At 71.8% G+C, this 22,082-nt stretch carries 17 protein-coding genes; 7 read left to right on the top strand and 10 right to left on the bottom strand.

Going from position 1 to position 22,082, the window contains the following annotated elements:
- Positions 1 to 6 precede the first annotated feature (6 nt).
- Both AB0K28_RS17785 and AB0K28_RS17780 read left to right on the top strand, forming a co-directional pair.
- On the top strand, positions 7 to 627 hold the full coding sequence (locus AB0K28_RS17785) for a DUF3887 domain-containing protein (protein WP_364370898.1): 621 nt from the start codon (positions 7 to 9) through the stop codon (positions 625 to 627).
- A gap of 25 nt (positions 628 to 652) precedes the next feature.
- Positions 653 to 1,708, top strand: a complete 1,056-nt coding sequence (locus AB0K28_RS17780; protein ID WP_364370896.1) for an alpha/beta hydrolase — start codon at positions 653 to 655, stop codon at positions 1,706 to 1,708.
- 37 nt (positions 1,709 to 1,745) lie between these two features.
- Here the strand turns inward: AB0K28_RS17780 and AB0K28_RS17775 are convergent, their stop codons facing one another.
- Positions 1,746 to 1,952, bottom strand: coding sequence for a hypothetical protein (locus tag AB0K28_RS17775; RefSeq protein ID WP_345388468.1), 207 nt, complete (start codon positions 1,950 to 1,952; stop codon positions 1,746 to 1,748).
- Positions 1,953 to 2,122: 170 nt separating this feature from the next.
- Here AB0K28_RS17775 and AB0K28_RS17770 point away from each other — a divergent pair, with 170 nt between their 5' ends.
- On the top strand, positions 2,123 to 3,757 hold the full coding sequence (locus AB0K28_RS17770) for a hypothetical protein (protein WP_364370894.1): 1,635 nt from the start codon (positions 2,123 to 2,125) through the stop codon (positions 3,755 to 3,757).
- 38 nt (positions 3,758 to 3,795) lie between these two features.
- Here the strand turns inward: AB0K28_RS17770 and AB0K28_RS17765 are convergent, their stop codons facing one another.
- Complete coding sequence (locus AB0K28_RS17765) at positions 3,796 to 6,582, bottom strand: BTAD domain-containing putative transcriptional regulator (RefSeq protein WP_364370892.1); 2,787 nt, start codon at positions 6,580 to 6,582, stop codon at positions 3,796 to 3,798.
- 50 nt (positions 6,583 to 6,632) lie between these two features.
- Positions 6,633 to 9,425, bottom strand: a complete 2,793-nt coding sequence (locus AB0K28_RS17760; protein ID WP_364370890.1) for a BTAD domain-containing putative transcriptional regulator — start codon at positions 9,423 to 9,425, stop codon at positions 6,633 to 6,635.
- A gap of 172 nt (positions 9,426 to 9,597) precedes the next feature.
- Here AB0K28_RS17760 and AB0K28_RS17755 point away from each other — a divergent pair, with 172 nt between their 5' ends.
- Both AB0K28_RS17755 and AB0K28_RS17750 read left to right on the top strand, forming a co-directional pair.
- On the top strand, positions 9,598 to 10,572 hold the full coding sequence (locus AB0K28_RS17755; protein ID WP_364370888.1) for a LysR family transcriptional regulator: 975 nt from the start codon (positions 9,598 to 9,600) through the stop codon (positions 10,570 to 10,572).
- Between the two features lie 79 nt (positions 10,573 to 10,651).
- Entirely contained in the window at positions 10,652 to 12,055 is a 1,404-nt protein-coding gene (locus AB0K28_RS17750; protein ID WP_364370886.1) for a hypothetical protein, read from the top strand.
- Positions 12,056 to 12,077: 22 nt separating this feature from the next.
- Here the strand turns inward: AB0K28_RS17750 and AB0K28_RS17745 are convergent, their stop codons facing one another.
- From AB0K28_RS17745 to AB0K28_RS17725, 5 genes are read right to left on the bottom strand one after another with little or no spacing between them, the layout of a single operon-like run.
- Positions 12,078 to 13,169: a mandelate racemase/muconate lactonizing enzyme family protein gene (locus tag AB0K28_RS17745; protein WP_364370884.1), complete on the bottom strand. Its 1,092-nt coding sequence runs from the start codon at positions 13,167 to 13,169 to the stop codon at positions 12,078 to 12,080.
- Complete coding sequence (locus AB0K28_RS17740) at positions 13,166 to 14,563, bottom strand: cellulase family glycosylhydrolase (protein ID WP_364370882.1); 1,398 nt, start codon at positions 14,561 to 14,563, stop codon at positions 13,166 to 13,168. Before AB0K28_RS17740 ends, AB0K28_RS17745 begins: the two co-directional genes overlap by 4 nt.
- 29 nt (positions 14,564 to 14,592) lie before the next feature.
- Positions 14,593 to 15,438 (bottom strand): carbohydrate ABC transporter permease, encoded by an 846-nt coding sequence (locus tag AB0K28_RS17735; protein WP_364370880.1) that lies wholly within the window; start codon positions 15,436 to 15,438, stop codon positions 14,593 to 14,595.
- Entirely contained in the window at positions 15,438 to 16,325 is an 888-nt protein-coding gene (locus tag AB0K28_RS17730; RefSeq protein ID WP_345388493.1) for a sugar ABC transporter permease, read from the bottom strand. Before AB0K28_RS17730 ends, AB0K28_RS17735 begins: the two co-directional genes overlap by 1 nt.
- 4 nt (positions 16,326 to 16,329) lie before the next feature.
- Positions 16,330 to 17,658: an extracellular solute-binding protein gene (locus tag AB0K28_RS17725; protein ID WP_364370878.1), complete on the bottom strand. Its 1,329-nt coding sequence runs from the start codon at positions 17,656 to 17,658 to the stop codon at positions 16,330 to 16,332.
- A gap of 154 nt (positions 17,659 to 17,812) precedes the next feature.
- On the opposite strand from AB0K28_RS17725, the gene AB0K28_RS17720 reads away from it, so the two are divergent.
- Both AB0K28_RS17720 and AB0K28_RS17715 read left to right on the top strand, forming a co-directional pair.
- Positions 17,813 to 18,820, top strand: coding sequence for a LacI family DNA-binding transcriptional regulator (locus AB0K28_RS17720; protein WP_364370876.1), 1,008 nt, complete (start codon positions 17,813 to 17,815; stop codon positions 18,818 to 18,820).
- A gap of 5 nt (positions 18,821 to 18,825) precedes the next feature.
- Positions 18,826 to 19,623, top strand: a complete 798-nt coding sequence (locus AB0K28_RS17715; RefSeq protein ID WP_364370874.1) for a hypothetical protein — start codon at positions 18,826 to 18,828, stop codon at positions 19,621 to 19,623.
- Between the two features lie 12 nt (positions 19,624 to 19,635).
- Here the strand turns inward: AB0K28_RS17715 and AB0K28_RS17710 are convergent, their stop codons facing one another.
- Together AB0K28_RS17710 and AB0K28_RS17705 are read right to left on the bottom strand one after the other, a co-directional pair.
- Positions 19,636 to 21,150, bottom strand: a complete 1,515-nt coding sequence (locus tag AB0K28_RS17710; protein WP_364370872.1) for a hypothetical protein — start codon at positions 21,148 to 21,150, stop codon at positions 19,636 to 19,638.
- Between the two features lie 54 nt (positions 21,151 to 21,204).
- Positions 21,205 to 22,080 carry a hypothetical protein gene (locus AB0K28_RS17705; RefSeq protein WP_364371207.1) on the bottom strand — a complete coding sequence of 292 codons (876 nt, stop codon included), beginning with the start codon at positions 22,078 to 22,080 and terminating at the stop codon, positions 21,205 to 21,207.
- Between the last annotated feature and the right edge of the window lie 2 nt (positions 22,081 to 22,082).

The raw sequence follows: 22,082 nt of genomic DNA, 5'->3' as shown, positions 1-22,082 counted from the left end.
GAGAACTTGACAGAGGTCGCTCGTAAAGGAAATATTGACGACGCAACGGAACCGGACCTGGCGGAGGCCGCGGGGCGGTTGCTGGAGCGGCTGAGTGCCGCCGCCGCGCCGCTTGAGGCGGTGGCGGCGGCTCGGGACCTCGCGCGGGTGGCCGATCAGGCCATGCGGGCGGCGGTCGCCGGCGCGCGCACGGCCGGGCACACCTGGCAGGAGATCGGCGACGTGCTGGGCTCCAGCAGGCAGGCGGCGTTCCAGCGCTTCGGCCGGCCCCTCGACCCGCGAACAGGAGCTCCCATGACCGACACGATCCTGCCCGGCGCGGCCGACCGTACGGCGGCGCTGGTCGCCGGCCTGGTCGGCGGCCGGTGGGAGGAGGTGCGCCGCGACTTCGACGAGACGATGGCCGCCGGGCTCTCCCCCGACCAGCTCGCCACGGTCTGGGCGCAGGTGGTCGGCGCGATCGGCGGCTACGAACGCATGGGCGAGCCGACGGCTCACCAGGCGGCCGACCACACCGTCGTGAACGCCCCGCTGTTCTTCGAGGCGGGCGAGCTGACCCTGCGCGTCACCTACGACCACGACGGCAGGATCGCCGGGTTCTACCTCCTGCGCCCCGACGCTCTGTGACGTTCCCCGAGGAATGGAGTGACCCATGCCCGTCCGCTCACGCCTGACGTCCTGCCTGTGCGCGTTCACCCTCCTGACCGCCGCGTACGTGGACGGAGCCGCCGCCGCTCCCCCGGCCGCCGCCTCCGTGCAGGCCCGCTGGGTCGAGGAGGAGGTGAGCTTCCGGGTGGACGGCATGACCGTGTACGGCACCTGGCGCCACCCGGCACGCGCGGGCAGGCCCATCCCGGCGGTGCTGCTGATCGCGGGCAGCGGCCCCACCGACCGCGACGGCAACAGCGCCCTGCTCAGCGGGGTGAACACGCTGAAGTCGACGGCCGAGCTGCTGTCCAAGGCGGGCGTGGCGAGCCTGCGCTACGACAAGCTGGGCACCGGCAAGACCGGGCTCGGCCCGTACGCGGACAAGGTCGCCGAGGTCGGCGTCGGCGTCTTCGAGCGGCAGGCCCAGGCGGCGCTGGCGTTCCTGGCCAGGCGGCCCGGCGTCGACAGGCGCCGGCTCACCGCCATCGGGCACAGCGAGGGCGCGCTGTTCGCCCTCCTGCTCGCCACCAGGTCGAAGACCCCGGTGCGCGGCGTCGCCCTGCTCCAGCCGCTGAGCCGCCGCTACCTCGACGTCATCAGCGCCCAGGTCGCCGCCCAGCTCAGGGCCCAGGCGCAGGCGGGCCTCATCACCGAGGCGCAGGCGAAGGAGATCGAGGAGGCCATGGCGCGTGCCGTCGCGTCGCTGCGCGCCGACGGCACGGTGCCGCCGAACCTGCCCGGCGGCCTGTCGAGCCTGCTCTCCCCCGTGAACGCGAAGTTCCTGTCGGAGATCGACCGCCTCGACCCGCCCAAGGTCGCCGCCCGGCTCAAGCCCCGCACCCCGGCGCTGCTGAGCTGCAGCGACGCCGACATCCAGGTGAGCTGCGCGGACGTCGAGCACCTGGCCACCGGGCTGAGGAAGGCCGGCACGACGTTCGTCCGCCTGACCGGGGTCAGCCACGTGCTCAAGGAGGACCCGAGCAGGACCGCCGAGCACTACGGCGACCCGCTGCCGTACTCACGGCAGCTCAAGAAGGCGCTCCAGGCGTTCGCCCGGTGACCGGCGCCTTCAGCCGAGCTCCTTACGGCCCTTGCCTTCAGCCGAGCTCCTTACGGCCCTTGTCGGTCAGCGACGCCATGTGCACCGCCACCCCGAACGTGGTGAAGCCCGACCTGGCCGCCTTGGTGAACTCGGCGATCACCCGGTCGGACGGGTAGTCGTCGATGAGGAAGTCGTAGGCCGCGTCTCCGTGGTCGCGGACGGCGGCAAGCACGATCTTGGTGGTCAGCTCGGGGGTTCCCACGTTCTCCTCCAGCGGGTCGCCATGCCTCTACATTCGCACCGTCCGCCCGAACCCGCCATCCTGGAATTCGCATGATCACGGTTCGGTGTCACGCGAGTGGCCGATCTTGACGCGAGAGCCTCCGTACGACGTTATTAGAACGTACGTTCCCATCGTCTTCGGAGGTTCTCGTGCGTCATTCCCTCGTCCGCCGATTAGCCGCTCACCTGGGCGCCGCCGGCCTGATCGCGGGCCTGCTCACCATCGCCACCCCCGCCGCCGCGGCGGCCACCGCCCCCGCCGACCTCGGGGTGACCACCCAGGCCTACAGCGCCGACCTGGCCGTCGGCGGCGGCCGGGTGTTCGTCGGCGCCGACGACCGGGTCATCGTGGCCGACGCCACCGGCACCCCCACCGGCGACGTCATCACCGGGCTGTCCGGCGTCCGCCAGCTGGCCATGGCCCAGGACGGCGCCCGCCTGTACGCGGCGCTCAGCGGCTCCAACGAGGTCGCCGAGATCGACACCGCGACCCTCGCCGTCACCCGCAGGCTCGACCTGTCGTCACACCCGTGCCCCGTCAGCCTGGCGCTGCTGGGCGAGCGGCTGTGGGTGGGGCACGGCTGCGACACCGGCAAGGGCGGCGTCGTCGGCCTCGACCTGAGCGCGACCGCCCCCGTTCCGGTGGCGGTCGGCGGCGAGCAGCTGCGCGCTCCGGTGCTCGCGGCCGCCGGCGACACGCTGGTGGTCGGCCAGCGCAGCGTGCACGAGGGTGACCTGCTGGTCTACGACGTCGGCGGCGACACCCCCGAGCTGCGCGGCACCATCGAAGGCGACCAGGTCTACCTGGACTACCTGCGCGACCTCGCGCTGAGCTCCGACGGCACCGCGCTGTTCGCCATGGCCAGCAGCCCCAACGACGTCATCCGGTTCGACACCCGCACGCTGACCGTGAGCGGCGAATACGGCGACGGCTGGATCGGCTACGCGTCGGCCGTGGCACTCAGCGGCGACGGCGCCTACGTCGCCTTGGCCGCCGAATACGGCAACAACGACCTCACCGTCTACGACGCCGCGAGCGGCACGGCGCTGTTCGGGGCCGAGCAGTGGGACGCCGAGGCACTCCTGGACGGCGTCGCGTTCTCCGGCTCCGACGTCTTCATGCTGCTGCGCAGCACGACGGACCGGCTGCTGCTGTGGCGGGTGACCGGCGCCGAGCTGCCGGCCTCCACGCTGACGGTGACGGCCCCGACGTACGCGTACGTCGGCTCGCCGGCCACCATCGAGGGCCGGCTCACCCGTGCCGACGGCAAGCCGCTCGCGCTCAAGCCGCTCACTGTGGTCCGGCGCTCGACCTACGAGGGGAAGGAGCTGATCACCGGCGTGCGGACCGGTAAGGACGGCACGTTCAGCTTCGAGGACACCATGCCGGAGCGGGGCGAGTGGATCTACCTGGTGTACTGGGAGGGCGACGATCGCTACCGCCGCGCCGGCGCCTTCGCCGCCCTGAACGCCAGGGACAGGTCCACCCTCACCCTGGACGGCCCCGAGACGGGCACCGCCGGCACGACCGTGCAGCTGACCGGCACCTTGACGGCGAACGGCCGGTCGCTCGGTTCGTGGACCACGTTCACCGTGCTGCGCAGCATCAAGGTCGACGACGCCAGCGACAGCGTGACGCTCCCGCCGGTGCGCCTGAACGCCGACGGCACGTTCACGCTCACCGACACCCTCACCACCGCCGGCCGCTACACCTACCTCGCGACATGGGGAGGTGACATCACGGCCGGCCCGGCCAAGGCCATTCACCGCATCACGGTCGAGTGACGTGCGCGAGCCCCGCCGCCGACCGGCGGGGCTTCCGCCTAGAGCATGTGCCTGACCGGCTGAGGCATCGCGGGGACGGGCTGTGCCAGCAGCTCGTCCACCTCCGAACGGGTCAGCAGGCGGGCCTCCAGGAGCGCGGTGAAGCAGCGGCGCCAGTCCCTGCGCGCCAGGTCCGTCCTGCCCAGGGCGTGCAGGGTCTGGGCGGACCACCAGGCGGCGACGGCGTAGCCGATGCGGTAGCCGCCCTCGTGCAGGAGCGTCAGCGCCACCTGGAAGGTTTCTGCGGCCTCCTCCAGGCGGCCGGCGTGCATGTACGCGCGGGCCAGGGTCTCGCGGGACAGGCCCTCGCCGTACAGGCTGCCGGCCCACGCCGCGGTCGCCTCCTTCGCCTCGGCGACGGCCTCGTCGTAGCGGCCCTGCCGGTAGAGCACGTGCGCGCGGTTGTTGAGTATGGCCCCGCGCTGGTACTCCTCGCCTCTCGCCAAGGCGATCGACAGCGCCTCGGACAGGTAGGCGTGGGCGCGGTCGAGCCGGTCCAGCTTGGTGTGGATGATCCCCAGATTGTTGATGGGCCCGGTGCGCCGGTGCGGCAGCCCGGCCTCGTCCCAGCACTTCGCCGCCCGTTCCAGGTCCGCGATGGCCTGCTCGTCGCGCCCCTGGTCGCGGTGGACCCAGCCGAGGTACGCCGCCGCCTGCGCCTCACCCGCCCGGTCGCCGCACCGCGCGGCCAGCTCGACCGCGCCGGCGTGGATGTCGGCCAGGTGGGTGACCCAGCCCCGGTAGTTGAACGGCATGTGCAGCCCCAGCGCCATCCCGAGGGCGACGTGCGGCACCGCGGACTCCATCGCCTGGTGGGTCACGGCGAGGAGGTTGTCCCGCTCCGCCTCGGTCCACCTGCCGGCCTCCTGCGCGTCGGCGAGCGGGACGCCGGGCTGCTCGGCCTCGTAGTACGGCTCCATGGGCTGGGGGTGCACGAGCAGGGTGGCGGTGTTGAGCGTGGCCAGATAGTGGTGGTAGCCGCGGTCGAGCGCGGCCGCGCGCTCGTTCTCGGGCAACTCGGCGGCCTGCTCCCTGGCGTACAGGCGGATGAGGTCGTGGAAGCGGTACCGGTCGCGGCCCGCTGGTTCCACGAGCCGGGCGCCGCGCAGGTGATCGAGGGCCGCCTCCGCCCGTGGCTCAGGCCAGCCGGCCAGGGCGGCCGTGGCGGCCGGGGTGTGGGTCGGCGTGTCGAGCAGGCCCAGGAGCGGCAGCACGTGCGCGGCGTCGTGGCCGTCCTGCTCCTCGTGGAGCTGCCGGTGGCTGACCGCGATGCCGGCGCGTACCGCGAGGTCGTCGTACTGCAGGGTGTCGAGGCGGCGGGTGGCGTCGGCCAGGCGGTCGGCGAGGTCGGCCACCCGCCGGTCGGGCCGCGCCACCAGGCGGGCGCCGGCGATGCGCACGGCCAGCGGCAGTCCGCCGCAGAGCCGGGCGACCGCCGCGGCGGCCTCGGGCTCGCGCTCGACGCGGTCGGGACCGGCGATCCTGGACAGCAGCGTGACGGCGTCCCGATGGCCGAGCCCGGCCAGGTGCAGCCGGCGGACGTCCCCGAGCTCCGCGTCCAGCCTGCCGAGTGCGGTGCGGCTGGTGATGACGGTGCGGCAGCGCGGCCCGGCCGGGATGAGCGGCCGCACCTGCCGGGCGTCGAGCGCGTTGTCCAGGATGAGGAGCACCTCGCTCCCCTCGGTGAGCGCCCGGTAGCGGGCCACCGCTCCCTCCACGTCGGACGGCACGGCGGACCCGTCGAGACCCAGCGACCGCAGCACGTGGCCCAGGCCGTCGGGCACCGGCAGGGGCGGCAGGCCGGGCGTGGAGCCGTTCATGTTGAGGTAGATGACGCCGTCGCGGAACCGCCCGGCCACCGTGTGCGCCACGTGGACGGCGAGCGCCGACTTGCCCACCCCGCCCGGCCCGTCGATGACGGCCACGTTCGCGTGCAGCAGCGCCTCGCTCAGCCACGTCACCTCCTCCTGCCGGGCGGTGAACGACCGGGTGTCGGCGGGCAGCTCGGCCGGGACGATCGTGCCCTGCCGCGTGGGCGCGGGCAGGTCGAGCGCGGGGTCTCTGGCGAGGATGGCGTCCCGCAGCCGGCGCAGCCGCGCGCCCGGTTCGAGGCCGAGCTCGCCGACCATGGCCGCGTGCCCCTCCTGGTAGACGGCGAGCGCCTCGGCCGGCCGCTCCGCGCGGTAGAGCGCCAGCATGAGCTGCGCGCGCGGCCCCTCCCGCAGTGGGTGCGCCTGTACGTGCGGAACGAGGTCCGCCATCACCGCGACATGGTCGCCCGCGGCCAGCCGGAGCTCGGTGTGGTCCTCGTAGACGGCGAGGCGTTCGGCCTCCAGGCGCTTGGCCTCGACCTGCGCCCACGGCTCGTCCAGCCAGGCCAGGGCCCGCCCCCGCCACAGGTCCAGCGCCTGGCGGAACCACCTGTCCGCCGTGCCGGGCTCGCCCCGGTCGCGGGCCGCCCGCGCCTGCCCGGCCAGCAGCGTGAAGTGGTGCGCGTCGATCTGGTCGCGGGGCAGGTCGAGCAGGTAGCCGCCGGGGACGGTCGCGATGGCGCCGGCGCCGAGCGTGTCGCGCAGCTTCGACACCACGATCTTGACCTGTTTGGCGGCCGTGGTGGTGGAGGACCGCCCCCACACGTCGGCGACGAGTTGCCGCGTGGTGACGGGCCGGCCGGCGTCCAGCGCCAGGCGCGTCAGCACAGCGACGCGGCGGTGGCCGGACAGCGGCAGGGGCCGCCCGTCCATCGTGATCTGCCAGGGCCCGAGCAGCCCGATCTCGAGTCTCATCAGGGCCAGACCCTACGCAGGCGCAGTATGGCACGGGTATATCCCGGCGCTCACAGCTGGTTCTTGATCGCCTCTGGCAGGTCGGGGACCGGCTGCGCAAGGTAGCGGGCCTCCTCGCCGGGCGTGATCAGCCGGGCGTCGCGCAGGAGCGCCAGCGACGCCCGCCACGACTCCCTGGCCTCGTCGTGCCGGCCCAGGTCGTGCAGGGTGTGGCCGAGCCACCAGTGGGACACGGCGAGGCCCATGGTGTAGGCCGCCTCCCGCTGGTACTCGATGCCCATCCGGAACTCGCCGACCGCCTCCTCGAGCGAGCCCCGCGCCCGCAGGCAGTCGGCCAGCGTGTCGTGCGCGACGCCCACCGCGCCGGCGTTGCCCTGCTCCTTCACCGTCAACGCCAGGGCGAGCCGCGCCTCGTCCTCGGCTTCGGCGTGCCTTCCCTGCCGGTGATAGACCTGGGCCCGGTTGGAGCGGACCATCCCCTCGTGCAGGGTCCGCCCCTCCTCCTGGGTGATGACGAGGGCGCCGCGCAGCGCGGTGAGCGCGTCGTCGTAGCGCTCCATCTGGGTGTAGGTGATGCCGAGGTCGTTGTAGAGGCCGGCCTTCCTGCGGGGCGATTCCGTCCGTTCGACGCACGCCAGCGCGTCCTCCAGGCAGCGCACGGATTCCTGGAGACCGCCGACCTGCTGGTGGATGCCGGCGAGCCCCTGCAGCAGGCTGACCTGGGCCTGCCAGTCCGCCCGCTCCCTGGCCTGCCGCAGCACCTCCGCACCCGCTTCGAGTGCCTCGGCGAACCATCCCCGGCGGTCGAACAGCCACAGCAGGTGGTGGGCGAGCCCGACCGCCGAGCCGTCGGCCAGCCGTGCCGCCTGGCGCACCGCGGCCAGGAGGTTGTCCCGCTCCCCGTCCAGCCAGGCGTTGGCGGCCTCCAGCGTGGGCAGCTCCTCACCCGCCTGGTCGGTGGCGTACAGGCCGGCCTCCGTGTGGTCGTTCAGCAGGTCGGCGGCCCGTTGCGCGGTGGCCAGGTAGTGGTGCAGCACGCGGCGGGTCGCGCTCGCGCGTTCGTCGCCGGGGAGGTCCTGCTCGCGTGCGTACAGGCCGACCAGGTCGTGGAGCTGGTAGCGGTCGGGGCCCGCGCGTTCGAGCAGGCGGGCGTCCAGCAGGTGCTCCAGGGCGGTCTCGGCGCGGTGCTCCGGCCAGCCGGCCAGCGCGGCCGTGGCGGCGGGCGTGTACGCCGGCAGGTCCGCCAGCCCGAGCAGGCAGAGCAGGTGCGCGGCGTCCTGGCCGGCGGGCTCCTCGCGTAGCTGCTGGTGGCTGACCACGAGGCCGGCGCGTACCGCGAGGTCCGCGTACTCCAGCAGGTCGAGCCGCCTGGTGGCGTCGGCGAGGCGGACCGCGAGGTGGGAGAGCGGCCGGTCGGGACGCGCGGCCAGGCGCGCGGCCACGATGCGCAGCGCGAGCGGGAAACCGCCGCAGAGCCGGACGATCTCCTCGACGGCCTGCGGCTCGGCCTCCATGCGGCCGACTCCGACGATCCGGGTGAGCAGGGTGGCCGCGTTGGCGTCGTCGAGCCCGCCGAGGTGCAGGTGCCGGGCGTTGTTCAGGGTGGCGAGCGGATCGCGGCTGGTGATCAGCACGCGGCAGCGGGGCCCGGCCGGGATGAGCGGGCGGACCTGGCGGACGTTGCGGGCGTTGTCAAGAATGACCAGCAGGTCGCTCGCGGCGGTGAGCGAGCGATAGCGGGCGGCGGCCTCCTCGGTCTCGGAGGGGATGGCGGCGCCGTCGAGGCCCAGCGAGCGCAGCAGGTGGCGCAGCGCCTCGATGGGGGCGAGCGGGGCGAGCCTGGCGGTGGAGCCGTGCAGGTTGACGTAGATGACGCCGTCGGTGAAGCGGTCGGCGACGCCGTGCGCGACGTGGACGGCGAGCGCCGACTTGCCGACGCCGCCGGGCCCGTCGATCACGGTCACCGTGGCGTCGCTCAGCAGGTCGGCCCGCACCAGGTCGGCCCGCAGCCGCTCCGCCTCGGCCGTCCGCGCCGTGAACGCCTGGACGTCGGCGGGCAGCTCCGCCGGAGGGACGTGCTGAAGCCGCCGCGTCCTGGGCAGGTCGAGCGCGGGATCCTTGGCGAGGACGGCCTGGTGCAGCCGGCGGAGCTCCGCGTCCGGCTCGATCCCCAGCTCGTCCACCATGGCCCGGCGCAGGCGCTGGTACGCCTCCAGCGCCTCGGGCGCCCGGCCGTCCCGATAGAGCGCGAGCATGAGCTGGGCGGCGAGACGTTCGCGCAGCGGGTGCGCCCGGGCGAGCCCGGCGAGCTCGCCGGCCAGGGCCCGCTGGTCGCCGGCGGCCAGCCGCAGCTCGGCGTGGTCCTCAAGGACGCTGAGCCGCTCCGCCTCCAGCCGCTCGGCCTCGATGCCCGCCCAGGGCGTGTCCACCTCGGTCAGCACCGGCCCCCGCCACAGCTCCAGCGCGCCGCGGAACAGCGCGTCCGCGGTGGCCGTGGCGCCGTCCGCGCAGGCGGCGCGGGCCTGCCTGGACAGGTGGGCGAAGGCGTGCACGTCAACGTGGTCACGTTCGACGGCGAGCCGGTAGCCGCCAGGAACGGTCTCGATGGCGTCGGGGCCGAGCGTGTCGCGCAGCTTCGAGATCACGATGTGCAGTTGCTTGGTGGCGGTGACGGCGGAGCTGCTCGCCCACACGTCGGACAGCAGCGTCTCGGTCAGCACGACCTGCCCGGCGTCGAGGGCGAGCCGGACCAGCACGCCGATCCGCCGCGCCCCGCTGATCGTGACCACCGTGCCGCCCGCCTCGACCTCCAGCGGACCCAGGAACTTGATCTCCAGGCTCAAGCGAACGCTCCCGTCGTCAGCCAAGATCACGAATTCTAGTCACCGCGCCGATCCACCCACTGGCTGTTTGTGACGATCCGCCCCTTACGACTGACCTCGCGCAAGAGGCCTTGAGCCGGGCCAGCGGTCATACCTCTCGCGTATCACCGCAGGGCAGGGCTAGCCTGGGCGGATGGCCGACGCGTTCCCCGACCCCATCGATCTCGACCTGAGGCTCGTGCAGTGCTTCGTCGTCCTCGCCGGGCACCGCCACTTCGGGCGCGCGGCGGAGGCCCTGCACACCACCCAGCCCTCGCTGAGCCGCCAGATCCGGCGTCTGGAGCAGCAGCTCGGCGCCCGGTTGCTCGACCGTTCGACGCGCGGCACCCGCCTGTCCGAGGCAGGGGAGGTCTTCCTGCCCCTGGCCGGCGAGCTGCTGCGGTCGGCGGGCCAGGCCATGGCCCGCGCCCGCGCCGCCGCGCAGACCCATGAGATCACCATCGGCTACACCCGCGGCCTGGTCATCACCCCCGCCGTACGCGCCCTGCGGCAGGCCGAGCCGGACGCCGAGGTGAAGACCCGCCTGCTGGCCTGGAACGACTCGCGGTCGGCCCTGCTCGACCACCGCGTCGACGCGGTCGTGACCCGGCTGCCGTTCGCCACCGATCAGCTCCACGTCACGGTCCTCCACGACGAGCCCCGCGTCCTGGTCGTCGCACGCGACCACCGGCTGGCCAGCCGCGACTCGGTCACCCTCGACGACATCGCCGGCGAGCCGATCCCCCACGTCCGGCGTACGGACGCGCTGCTCAACGCCTACTGGCGGATGGATCCCCGTCCCGACGGGCGGCCCGCCCCCGACGGCCCGCTGGTCGAGGACCTCGAGGACAAGCACGAGCTCATCGCCGAGGGGCGGGCGGTGGCCGTCGGCCCGCCCCTCGACCACGCCACCGGCCTGCATCCCGCCCTGACCACCGTCCCCCTGCGCGGCGTCGAGCCGAGCCAGGTCGTGCTCGCCACCCGCGCCGGCGACGGGAGCCGGCTGGTCGCGGCCTTCCGGCGGCACGCGGAGGCCACGCTGACGGGTGGTCAGACGCGGGTCAGTGCCCGATCGGCGGTGCGGGCGAAGAACAGTTCGACGCCCCAGCCGGGCTCCGTCGGCTTGTGACGATCCAGCTATACCGTCCGCATACCGCCCGCCATTACGCTCACCGGTCTCACCCCTGATCACCTGGCGAAGGACCCCCGTGACCCGTCTCGCGCTCGCGACCGTGCTCGTCGTGCTGCTGTCAATGCTTCCCGGCGCGTCCCATGCCGCCGCCCCCGGCGTCCTGGGCACGGTGGGCAACCTCATACGCGAGGAGCAACCACGCGCCGACGGGATCAGGCACACCGACACCAAGGCGATCATCGCCGGGCTGAAGGCGATCAACGCGAACACCTACGTGTATCCGATGGCTGGTGACGACGTGCAGTGGACCGACCTGCGCGACGAGTTCCTGCCCGCGGCCGCCGCGGCGGGGATCGACGTCTGGGTGCTGGTGTACTCGCCGAGCCAGGCGGGCTGCTGCGTGTCGAAGCCGTTCAGGCACGACTACGTCGCCTGGTCGCGCGAGATCGCCAAGCTCGCCGCGAGCCACCCGAACCTGACCGGCTGGACGGTGGACGACTACGCCTACGACCTCCGCACGTTCACTCCCGCCTACCTCCGGCAGATGCGGGCGGCGGCCGAGGCGATCAGCCCCGACCTCAGATTCGTCCCGACCGTCTACCACCCCCAGTTCACCGACGCGTTCGTCGCCGAGCAGATCCCGCTGATGGACGGGGTGATCTTCCCCTTCCGCGACGAGCCGTACCGCGACACCTCCTGGCCGTGGAGCCTGTCGCACCAGGTGCGGCAGCTCGCCCAGCGGCTGCCCGGCACCGAGATCTACCTGATGCCTTACGCCTACCCCCTGAGCCACGCCGCCCAGAAGCCCACGGTGTCCTACGTCGAGGCGGTCACCAGGAAGGGTGTCGAGCACGTCCGCAGCGGTGAGCTGGCCGGCGTCCTGCAGTACAAGCTCCCGTACCACTCCCGCGACCTGGCGTGGACGCGCCCCGCGGCCGACAACCTGGCCCGCACGGGCTCCGGGCGGCTGAGCTTCGTGGTCCAGCAGAACACCGCGACCAAGGCCGGCATGTGGTGCGGCGCGACGCGGACGGCCACCGTGACCTCGGGGACGGTCAAGCGGATCACCTTCCACCACAGCGACACCCGCGGGCCGCAGGATCCGGCGGGCCACCACGTCAAGCAGCTCCTGCTCAACGGCACGGTGGTCTGGGAGCGTGACGTCACGGCCGACACGGCGGGCACGTGGGTGCGGGCGACGGCCGACGTCACGTCCCGGCTGGCCGGCGCGACGAGCGCGACGCTGCAATGGCGTCTGTACGAGCGCAAGGCCGTGACCAACTACGTCGTGGACGCCGGTGTGGACGACATCACCCTCACCGGCATGACGATGAGCGATCCGGGCGTGGAGAACGCCGCCGTCTGGACGCCGAACCTCACCCGCCAGGGCGGCCCGGTCTACTGCTCGGCGCAGGTCTACCACGAGAACTACGGCGCCGACCTCGGAGCGCTCATCGCCGGCCTGTACGCCACCGGGTGAGGCTTCGCACGCTGACGGGTGATCAGGCGCGGGTCAGGGCCCGGTCGGCGGTGCGGGCGAAGGACGGCAGCAGCTCGACGCCCCAGCCGGGCTCCGTCGGCACCGGGACTTCGCCGTCGCGCACCTCGGGCATCGGCCCGTAGACGTCCCGCGTCCACGGGGTGGTCTCGATGCTCCACTCCTGCGGATGCGCGCAGGCCGGCATCGCCGCGGCGAGATGCAGGGTGAAGACGCGCAGCAGGGAGTCGTTCGCGCAGTGCGGCGTGCACGGGATCCCGGCCGCCTCGGCGAGCACGGCGACCTTGCGGGCGCGCGAGATGCCGCCGATGTAGCCGATGTCGGGCTGCACGATGTCCACCGCGCGCATCGCGATCATGCGGCCGAACTGCGGCAGCGAGAAGTCCTGCTCGCCGCCGGAGACCGCGATGTCGAGGGCCGCCGTGACCTGGGCGGTCGCTTCGAGGTCGGTGAACGGGCAGGGCTCCTCGAAGTGGAAGTAGCCGTGCTCCTCCAGCATCCGGCCGACCCTGATCGCCCTGGGCACCGAGTACCCGCCGTTGGCGTCCGCCGACAGGTCGACGTCGGGGCCGAGCGCGTCGCGCAGGTGCGTGATGATCCGCTCGGTACGCCCCGGCGCCGCGTCGCCGTCGCGCCCCATCGCCTCCCCCACCCGGATCTTGACCGCGCGGAACCCCTGCTCGGCGATGAGCCGGCCGAGCCGCTCCGCCTCGTCCTCGGGGGTGATGGCGCGGGACATGCTGGAGGCGTACATGGGGACGGACGTGCGCGCGTGCCCGCCGATCAGCTGGCACACCGGCCGGCCCGCCGCCTTGCCCATGATGTCCCAGAGCGCCGTCTCCACCCCGGCGAGCGCGCGGTGCAGGAAGCTGCTCGGGAACTTGTAGTGCGTCCGCAGGCAGGCGTCGACCAGCGCCTCGGCGTCCCACGGGTCGCGGCCGACGAACATCGGCGCGACCATCGAGTGCAGCACGCTGACCGTGGTGGCCGCCTCGTACGGCGCGGTCTGCCCGATGCCCTCCAGGCCGTCGTCGGTACGGACCAGGACGACGGCGAGCTTGCCCCGGGTCAGGGTCTCGATCTCGGTGATCTTCACAGGTGCTTCCTCAGCGTCTCGGCGAGGGGGGCCCGTACGGCGCAGCGGTCGAACCGGAACGAGTCCGCCAGCTCCCTGGCCTGTTCCGCGTCGATGCCGGCGAAGAGCGCGGCGAACTCGTCCACCATGGGCTCGGCCAGCAGGATGTGCCGCACCAGCACGTGGATCCACTGCCGCTGGCCGAACGGCGGCGGGTCGAAACCCGGGAACTCCTCGGCCACGGTCCGCTCGATCGGCTCCAGCAGGTGCCGGACGCCGGTGTCCACGCCGCCCCACACGTCCACGCCCAGCCGGGCCTTCTTCTCCAGGACAGGCGCGATCCTGCGCAGGTACGGCGAGTCCGCGGCGGCGTGAACGACGCCCTGCAACCCGATGTCCTTGTACGTCCACAGGCTCCAGCCGGCCCCGTACGCGTCGTAGATGCCGAGCTGGTCGGCCAGCACGCGGTACCGGGCGCCGTCGAGCGCCGGGTCGCCCCCGTACGGCGTGCTGTAGACCGGCCCGAACTCCCCCACCCAGATCGGCGTCCCGGTACGCCGCATGTACTCCGCCCGCTCCAGGAACCTGGCCTCCAGGTAGTCGCGATCGACGTGCCGCCCCCGCGAGAGGCCCGGGTAGTCGCCGCTGTCGGCGAAGCCGGCCAGCGCGTAGTCGTGCACGGTGTAGACCGTGCCGGGCAGCGGGTCGGCGAACAGCTCGAAGTCGGTGGCGTGCCGGTTGCCGTCCAGGAAGAGGACGTGCGACGGATCGACGGCTCTGATCGCGGCGTGCAGCCGCTCGTAGAACGGCCCGATGCGCTCGCCCGACGGGTCGGCCGGCTCGTTGAGCGGGTTGTAGCCCGCGACCCACGGGTTGTCCTTGTACCGGTCGGCCAGCGCCTCCCACAGGTGCACGACCCGGTCCTGGAAGTGCCGGTGCGTCCAGAACAGCGACCGGTGCGTGGGGTTGTCGCTGTGCCAGCGCTGGTTGTGGTAGCCGGGCGCGGCGTGCAGGTCGAGCACGGTGTAGAGGCCGTGCCGCGCGCACGTCTCGATCACCCGGTCGAGCAGCAGGAAACCTTCCTCCTTGAGCCGCATCGGCCGGTCGTCGTCCTCGAAGTGCCGGTAGTTGAACGGCACCCTGACGCTGTTCATGCCGAGATCGGCGAGGAAGCGCGCGTCGTCGTCGGTGAAGAACACCTCCAGGAAACGCTCGAAGAAGGCGTCGTAGACGTCCTGCCCGAGCACCCGGCGCAGCGCGGCGCGCTGCAGCTCCTCGGTCGAGGGGTAGCCGGTGATGAAGTTCTCCATGTTCATCCAGCCGCCGAGCCCGACGCCGCGCAGGCGAACCGTCTCGCCGGACGCGGTCACCAGTCGGTCGCCGTCGATGTGCAGCCTTGCGGACTCGTCGTGCATGGTGAGGGGATCTCTCCTTGGGTTGAGGGTCATTTGCCGAAGCCGGCCGTGAGGCCGCGTACGAGGTGGCGGCGGCCCAGCACGTACGCGACGAGCATGGGCAGGGTGGACAGCACCACGGCGGCCAGCACCGCGGGCACGTCCACGGTGAACTCGCCCTGGAACGCCCACAGCGCCATCGGCAGCACGCGCAGGTCGGGGCTCTGGGTGAGGATGAGGGGGAACAGGAAGCCGTTCCAGACGTGCAGCGCGTCGTAGATGCCGACCGTGACCAGGGCCGGACGGGCCAGCGGCAGCACCAGCCGCCACAGCATGACCCAGTCGCCCGCCCCGTCCATCCGCATCGACTCGAACAGCTCCCTGGGGATGTCGCGGATGAAGTTCGCCAGGATCAGCACCGTGATCGGGATCGCGAAGCCGATGGACGGCAGGATCAGCGCGAGCAGGCTGTCGTACAGGTGCAGGCGGGTGATCATGTAGTAGAGCGGGATGATCGTGGCGTGCACCGGGATCGCCAGGCCCAGCAGGAAGACCGAGAAGCCCGTACGCGCGAGCCTGCCCTCCCCGCGCACCACCCCGTACGCCGCCATCAGCGAGAACGCGACCGTCACCACGACCGAGACCACCGTGATGATGACGCTGTTGAGGAAGTAGCGGCCGAACCCGCTCTCCAGCACCAGCGCGTAGTTGTCGAGCGAGACGCTGTCCGGCAGGGCCAGCGGGTTGCTGGCGAAGAAGCCGGTCTGGCTGCGCAGGCTGGAGATCACCACGTAGTAGATGGGCACGATGATGACGGCCAGCCAGACGAGGCCGCCGATGCCGGCGCCGACGTTGGGCAGCCGCCGTACCTTGGTCCTGGTCAGGGTGGTGGCCATCAGAGCCCTTCCTGTTCGCTGCGCATGCGGGCGAAGCCGGTGTACTTGGTCAACGAGAAGGCCAGCGCCAGCCCGGTCACGACCAGGATCACGGCGAGCACGCTGGCCTTGCCCATGTCGTTGGCCGAGAAGCCGGTGAGGTACATGTCGAGCGGGAGCAGCCGTGTCGCGTTGCCAGGACCGCCGCCGGTGAGCACGAACACCACGTCGAAGTACGTCAGCGAGCCGGTCACCATGAGTGTGGACGACGTGACGACGGTGTTGCGGAGCTGCGGCAGGGTGACGTAGCGGAACTGCTTGACGCGGCCGGCGCCGTCGATGTCGGCGGCCTCGTACAGGGAGGCCGGGATCTGCCGGACGGCGGCCTGGTAGAGCAGGGTGTGGAAGGGCACGAACTGCCACGCGATCACGAAGATCACGACGTACAGCACGAGGTCGGGGTCGCCGAGCCAGTCGAGGCTGAGGAAACCGAGGCCCGGCACCCCGCCGAGGCCGAAGTTCGGGTCGAGCACGGCCTTGAACGCGATGGCCACGGCGGCCGACGAGAGCAGCAGCGGCAGGAAGTACAGCACGGCGAGCACCGCCCGGTAGCGCTGGGTCCCCGCGGTGAACACGCCGAGCAGCAGGCTGATCGGCGTCTGCACCACCCACGAGAACACCATGATCTTGAGGGTGAGCAGGAGCGCGTTGCCGGTCACCGGGTCGTGCAGCACCTCGGCCCAGTTGCCGAGGCCCTCCCACGAGATCTCGCCGAGGCCGTCCCACCGGGTGAGGCTGAGGACCACCGCGCCCGCGAGCGGGACCACGGCGAACACCACGAACATCACCAGCGCCGGCAGGGTGAACAGCCCGCTGCGGGTGCGGGCTCGGGTTGCGGACACGTGCATCGCCTCAGCCGGTGATCGTGGCGTTCATGGTGGTGGCGAACTGCTCTGGGGTGATCTCTTCGAGGAAGACCTGCTGCAGCGTGGTCAGCAGCTTGTCGCCCGCCTCGGGGGCGAGCGCCTGGTCCAGGCTGAGCTGGAAGTTCGGAGCCTTCTTCGCCGTCTCGTAGATCATCGAGTAGTACGCGGGGTCGTCGGACGCGGCGATGGCGTCCTCCGCTCCTTCCACCGGCGGAACGTTGCCGACGGCCAGCAGGTCGGCGGCGTACTTCTCGTTCAGCAGGTCGCTCTTGACGTACTCACGGGCCGCCTGCTTCTGCTCCGGCGTCGCCGCCGCCGAGATCGACCAGAAGTTGGTCGGGTTGCCCACCACGTTCGCGGGGTCGCCCTTGCCGCCCTCCACCACGGGGAACGGCACGTAACCGAGCTTGCCGTCCTTGACGAACTGCGGGTTCGCCGTCTTGATCGTCTGGTACGTCGCGGGCAGGCCGAGCGTCATCGCGGCCTTGCCGGTGTAGAGCAGGGCCACGTCGGCGCCGCTGTCGGTGGAGATCGAGGAGAAGCCCTTGACGAAGCCGCCCGCCTTGACCAGCTCCTGGATCTTCTTGTTGGCCTCCGTCACCGCCGGGTCCGACCAGGCGTTCGGCTTACCCGCGGTGATGTCGTCCATGACGCGGGGGCCGCCGATGCGGTCGATCAGGTACGCCAGCCACGGCAGCAGCGGCCACTTGGCCTGGCCGCTCACGGTGAACGGCGCGATGCCCGCCCCCGTGAATTTCGGCACCAGCGCCATCAGCTCGTTCCACGTCTTGGGCGGCTGGGCGCCGATCTTGGCGAACAGGTCCTTGTTGTAGTAGACGACCACCGGTTTGACGCCGTTGTTCGGCACCGCGTACGTCTTGCCGTCCACCTTGCCTACCGCGGCGATCGAGGGCAGGAACCGGTCCTTGACCGCGGGGTCCGCCGCGAGGTCGCTCAGGTCCTCGACGGCGCCGGCGGCCACGTACGACTTGAGCACGCCGCCGCCCCAGCCGTAGATCAGCGTGGGGGCCTGCTTCGCGCCGACGGCGGTGCGGATCTTCTGCTTGTAGGGGTCGTTGGCGAACTCCTGGATGGCGAACTTCTGCCCTTCGTGGGCCGCGTTCCAGGAATCGAAGGAGTTCTGGAAGGCCTTGGCGGTGACGCCGCTGATGATCCACGCGGAAGGGCCTCCCGCGTCCGCCGAAGTGCTCCCGGCCTGCCGGGGACCGGAGGTCCCGCAGGCGGCGACGCCCACCGTCAGCACGGCGAGCCCGATCGCGAGCAGTGGTCTGGGGGATCCGACCGCTGTCTTCATGTCCTTCACCTTCCTGCGCACCCGCCGGAGACGAAGCTCCGGCATGACACCGCACACAGCCGGTCTTGCTGCGGTTAGTCCGACATGGTGCAAGTCCGCTCACGTCGATGTCAATCGTTATCGATAACGTTTTACATGCGCTAGGATCGGCGCCGTGAACAGTGGCCGCGTGACGATCCGCGACGTCGCCGAGCATGCCGGGGTGTCGGTGGCGACGGTGTCGAAGGTGCTCAACGACCGCTACGGCGTGGCGGCGGCCACCGTCGACCGGGTGCGCGAGGTGATCGCCGAGCTCGGCTACGAGTCCAGCCTCGTGGCCCGCAGCCTGCGCAACCAGCGCACCAACGTGATCGGTGTCCTCGTCTGGGACATCGAGCCGTTCAGCGCCGAGCTGCTCAAGGGCGCCGCCCGCGCGATCAGGGGCACCGACTACGAGCTGGTGGTCTACGCGGGCGGCGGCAAGGGCTCGGGCCGGCTCGGCTGGGAGCGGCGCTACCTGTCGCGCCTGTCCGGCACGCTCATCGACGGCGCGGTGCTGGTCACGCCCACGGTGCTCGACGTCGACGGCGGCACCCCCGTCGTGGCCGTCGATCCGCACAGCGGGCGCGAGACCGTCCCGACGGTCGACGCCGACAACCTCCAGGGCGGCCGCCTGGCCACCGAACACCTCATCGCCCTCGGCCACCGGCGCATCGGCTTCCTCGGCCGGCCGCCCCGCGACCTGGAGTCGGGGCCGCTACGCGAGGAGGGCTACCGCTCCGCCCTGGCCGACGCCGGTCTCCCGCCGGACCCCGCCCTCATCCGCGTCGCCGGCTACGACGAGACCGACGCCCGCAACACCGTCCGTGAGCTGCTCACCCTCCCCGACCCGCCCACCGCGATCTTCGCCGCGAACGACGTCTCCGCCATCTCCACGATCGAGGTGGCCACGTCGATGGGCCTGCGCGTCCCGGACGACCTCTCGGTCATAGGCTTCGACAACGTCCCCGAGAGCATGATGAGCGACCCGCCCCTGACGACGGTCGAGCAGCCGATCCAGCAGATGGGCCTGATAGCCGTCGAGATGCTCCTCGACCTGCTGGCCGGCCGCGACCCCGCCCAGCGCCACGTCCGCCTCCCCACCCGCCTCGTCCCCCGCTCCTCCTGCGCCCCGCCGAAGTAGGGGCCATGCCGCCTCAGGACGATCTCCGCGGTCTCGCGCACGCCAGGCTGGTGCGGCACCGCGTCCTCGCCGCACAAGCCGTCCCCTTACCGAGGGACGTCCTGGCCGTGCTGGCGAACGACCCGTCCCGATCCGTCCGGCGCGTGCTGGCGGCCCGCACCGACGTGGACGCCTGGGACCTGCTCCGCCCCCTGGCGAACGACCCCGACCTCAGAACCCGCCAGACCCTGGCCGCCAACCCCTCCTGCCCCGCCGACCTCCTGCTGTTTCTGGTCGACGACCCGCACGGGTCGGTGCGCTGGGAGCTGCCCTCCCACCCGCAGGCCGACCGGCGCGTCCGGCGCAAGATCATCGAATCCCCCGACGAGGACCTCCGCCGCCTCCTCGCCGAGGAAGAGACCCTCGACCGCGACACCACCGAACAGCTGCTGCTCGACCCCTCGGAAGAGGTCCGCGAGTCGCTGGCGGCCCGCACCCCGTTCCCCGACGTCCTCGCCCGCCTGCTGACCTCGCGGAGCGCCCTCGTCCGCGCCGGCGTCGCCCAGAACCCCCGCACCACTCCCGAGCAGCGCCACACCCTCACCCGCGACCGCTCGGCCCGCGTCCGCGCGACCCTGCTGAAATTCGTGGAACTGGACGAGGAGGACCTCCGGCTGCTCGCCAAGGACCGCTCACTGAACGTGCGCTGGTGGCTCGCCACCTGGCCCACCACCCCACGAGAGATCCTGGAACTCCTGCTACGGGACCCGAACGAGGAAGTCTCCAGGCAGGCGAACGTGACACTCCACCACCACCACCACTGATCGTCTCTGGTGCTACGGCAGGTTGTAACGGCTGACGGCCAGGTACGTCTCCGGCGTCGCCGCTTCGAGACGTTCCTCGTTACCCAGGTCGTATTCCGGCTCCTGGGGACGGCCTAGCAGGTTGCTCCACTCGCTCGCCGCACCCCGCTCGTAAGCGTTGCGGAGCAGAGGGCGCAGGCGGGGGCGAGCTTCCTCCTGCTGCTCCCGGAAGATCCTCCGTTGCGTGAGCCGCCGTTCCTCCAGCGCGTCATCACTGAGGTCCCGGACATCGGTCTGCCGGTCCTCGGCGCGCAGCCCAGGGGTGCGCTGAGCGATGGCGAGATCTTCCTCGCGGAGACGCTCGCAGACGGCGAACAGCTTCCGCGTCATCCCGAGGTGCACCTCGGTCCCAGGAATGCGGCAGGTGAGGAAGTCATCGGAACCCATGGCCCGGACTCTGGCACGCAGGGTGTGTCTGTCGGTTTGGGGCGCCGCCGCACGGGCTTCGGCCCGCATGGCGCGGGTGTCATCATCGCCCTCCAGAGGTGTGACCATCTCGGACCGCCGACGACGCCGCGACCGGCGGTCGGCGGCAACAGGGACGATGCGCAGTTGCGAGGTGGGAGCGGAGCGCAGCGCCAGGTAGACGAGCATCTGGGCGCGGGCCGCACCGATAAGCGCGTCATCGCTGTCGCCGATCCGGTCTTCGAGCGTGGCCCCGCCGACAGCTGACTCATAACCCGTACGAGACCCGGTCGGGTCGATCGGCGGCCGTCCTCGGTGCCGATCGTGGTCGATGGTGAGGAACAGGTCTTCCCCTGGCCGCACGCACGCCCCAACCAGGACAATGCGATGGGCGTACGCGCTGAGGATCGTGCTGCCGGCGCTCAGCTGCGCCCACCCCTTGCGGAGCGTGCCGAGGCCCACATCACCGCCTTTGGCCTCGATCAGCCAGTACAGGTCCTCTTCCTGGTGCCGCCCCCATAAGTCGGGCAGCCTTTCCTTCGGATCCTTGAACGTGTCGCGCAAGGCCCGAATCGGGCCGCCCAGTTCGAGGTGCTCGGTCTGGCCCAGGCCCAGCAGCGAGCGGCAGGCCCATTCGGCCATCGTCATACCCAGCCGGTAGGAGGCCGCGTTTTTCGCGCTTCGCTCGGTGCCGTACGCGAACACCGGGTTCAGGGTCAGACGCCGACCTGTTGTGCCGCGTACGGAATGCTGGGATGTCACGAGGTGCATGCCGAGATAGGCGTACAGCGGGGCGACACGGGCGATGAGCTCGCCGTGCGCGTACCGCGGCTGATGCTGTAAGTGCGGGGTGACGTCGCGGCCGACCTCGGTGGCGGCTTTGATGATCTCTCGCCAGGTGGTGGTCGCGACGTACCAGCCATCGGCCGACGGGAACGCGCCCGAACCGGTCCACAGTTTGAGCGGGGCCGTCAGCCGCTGCTTACTGGGCTTTCTCGCCGGCTTGTCGCGGAAGAGGACCGGCACGTCGAAGCTGTCGTCGTAGGTGAGCGGCGGCTCGTCGGTGACGTACGCAGGGGGCATGCTGATCACTCTGGCACGGCGGAAACGCTCCCGGCATGCCGGTTTCGCGACTTCTCAAGGGTGGATGACGGGTGGGTGGGTGGCGATGAGGTGCTGGAGCGCAGTCGCCACCGCGTGGACGAGCGGCGGCTGTGAGGCGTCCCAGGCGAGGTGGAGGCCGCAGTGGCTGCGCAGGATGAGCCTGCCGTACAGCAGGATCGGCAGGAGGGCGTTGTTCTTGAAGCGGCGGTCGGGGCCGCCCTTGACGTTGACGTAGCGCCACGTGGAGCCCACGACCGTGCCGTCGCGTGGCACCGGCCCCTCCTCGATGAAGCGCGAAGGTTCCACGGCGACCTGGAGGTGCTGGTAGGCGAGATCGGCGATGTGGCGGCCGTCCTGCACCAGGACGCGGTCGGGGAGGAAGTGCACCGACAGGCTGCCCGCGGTCAAGGTCGGGACGGCGAGGTTGGTGACCAGCATCCGCGGGCCCGCGAACTGGGCCGCGGCGTTCAGCCTGCGCAGCAGTGTGGAGGCGCCGGCGTTCACCTTGAACTGGTAGGCGTCGATGACCGCGCCCGATGCGGTGATCAGCCAGAATCCGTGGGCGTGCTGGAGACCGGCGATCGAGCCGACGAGGTGATCGAAGCGCCGGGCGGCCTCGTCGGTCACGTCGTACATGACGACGACCGCGCGAGCCGCGCGATCGCGCAACGCCACCCAGAGCACGAAAGGCAGCCCGACCGCGACGACGACCAGCCCGAAACGTCCTGTCACCAGCCCCGCTACGAGCAGCGCGGCCAGCGCGAACGGCCAGTACGCTCGGCGCGCGGCGGCCCGCTGCAACTGCTGGACTATGTCGCTCGGCTGCGCCGGGACCAGGCTGACGGCATCGTGCATGACCACGTCACGTCCGGGCGCGGTGGTGCGGTAGGAGACCATGCCGTGCCCCATGC

Origin of the sequence: Nonomuraea sp. NPDC049504, assembly GCF_040676845.1 — a bacterium.
Lineage (GTDB): Bacteria > Actinomycetota > Actinomycetes > Streptosporangiales > Streptosporangiaceae > Nonomuraea > Nonomuraea salmonea.
This window is presented reverse-complemented; position numbering and strand designations above follow the sequence as displayed.

Bases quoted from the DNA above. Each gene is read 5' to 3' on its own strand.
- AB0K28_RS17780 (WP_364370896.1), top strand. From the start codon at position 653: ATGCCCGTCCGCTCACGCCTGACGTCCTGCCTGTGCGCGTTCACCCTC.
- AB0K28_RS17765 (WP_364370892.1), bottom strand. From the start codon at position 6,582: ATGAGACTCGAGATCGGGCTGCTCGGGCCCTGGCAGATCACGATGGAC.
- AB0K28_RS17755 (WP_364370888.1), top strand. From the start codon at position 9,598: ATGGCCGACGCGTTCCCCGACCCCATCGATCTCGACCTGAGGCTCGTG.
- AB0K28_RS17740 (WP_364370882.1), bottom strand. From the start codon at position 14,563: ATGCACGACGAGTCCGCAAGGCTGCACATCGACGGCGACCGACTGGTG.
- AB0K28_RS17735 (WP_364370880.1), bottom strand. From the start codon at position 15,438: ATGGCCACCACCCTGACCAGGACCAAGGTACGGCGGCTGCCCAACGTC.
- AB0K28_RS17730 (WP_345388493.1), bottom strand. From the start codon at position 16,325: ATGCACGTGTCCGCAACCCGAGCCCGCACCCGCAGCGGGCTGTTCACC.
- AB0K28_RS17725 (WP_364370878.1), bottom strand. From the start codon at position 17,658: ATGAAGACAGCGGTCGGATCCCCCAGACCACTGCTCGCGATCGGGCTC.
- AB0K28_RS17715 (WP_364370874.1), top strand. From the start codon at position 18,826: ATGCCGCCTCAGGACGATCTCCGCGGTCTCGCGCACGCCAGGCTGGTG.
- AB0K28_RS17710 (WP_364370872.1), bottom strand. From the start codon at position 21,150: ATGCCCCCTGCGTACGTCACCGACGAGCCGCCGCTCACCTACGACGAC.
- AB0K28_RS17705 (WP_364371207.1), bottom strand. From the start codon at position 22,080: ATGGGGCACGGCATGGTCTCCTACCGCACCACCGCGCCCGGACGTGAC.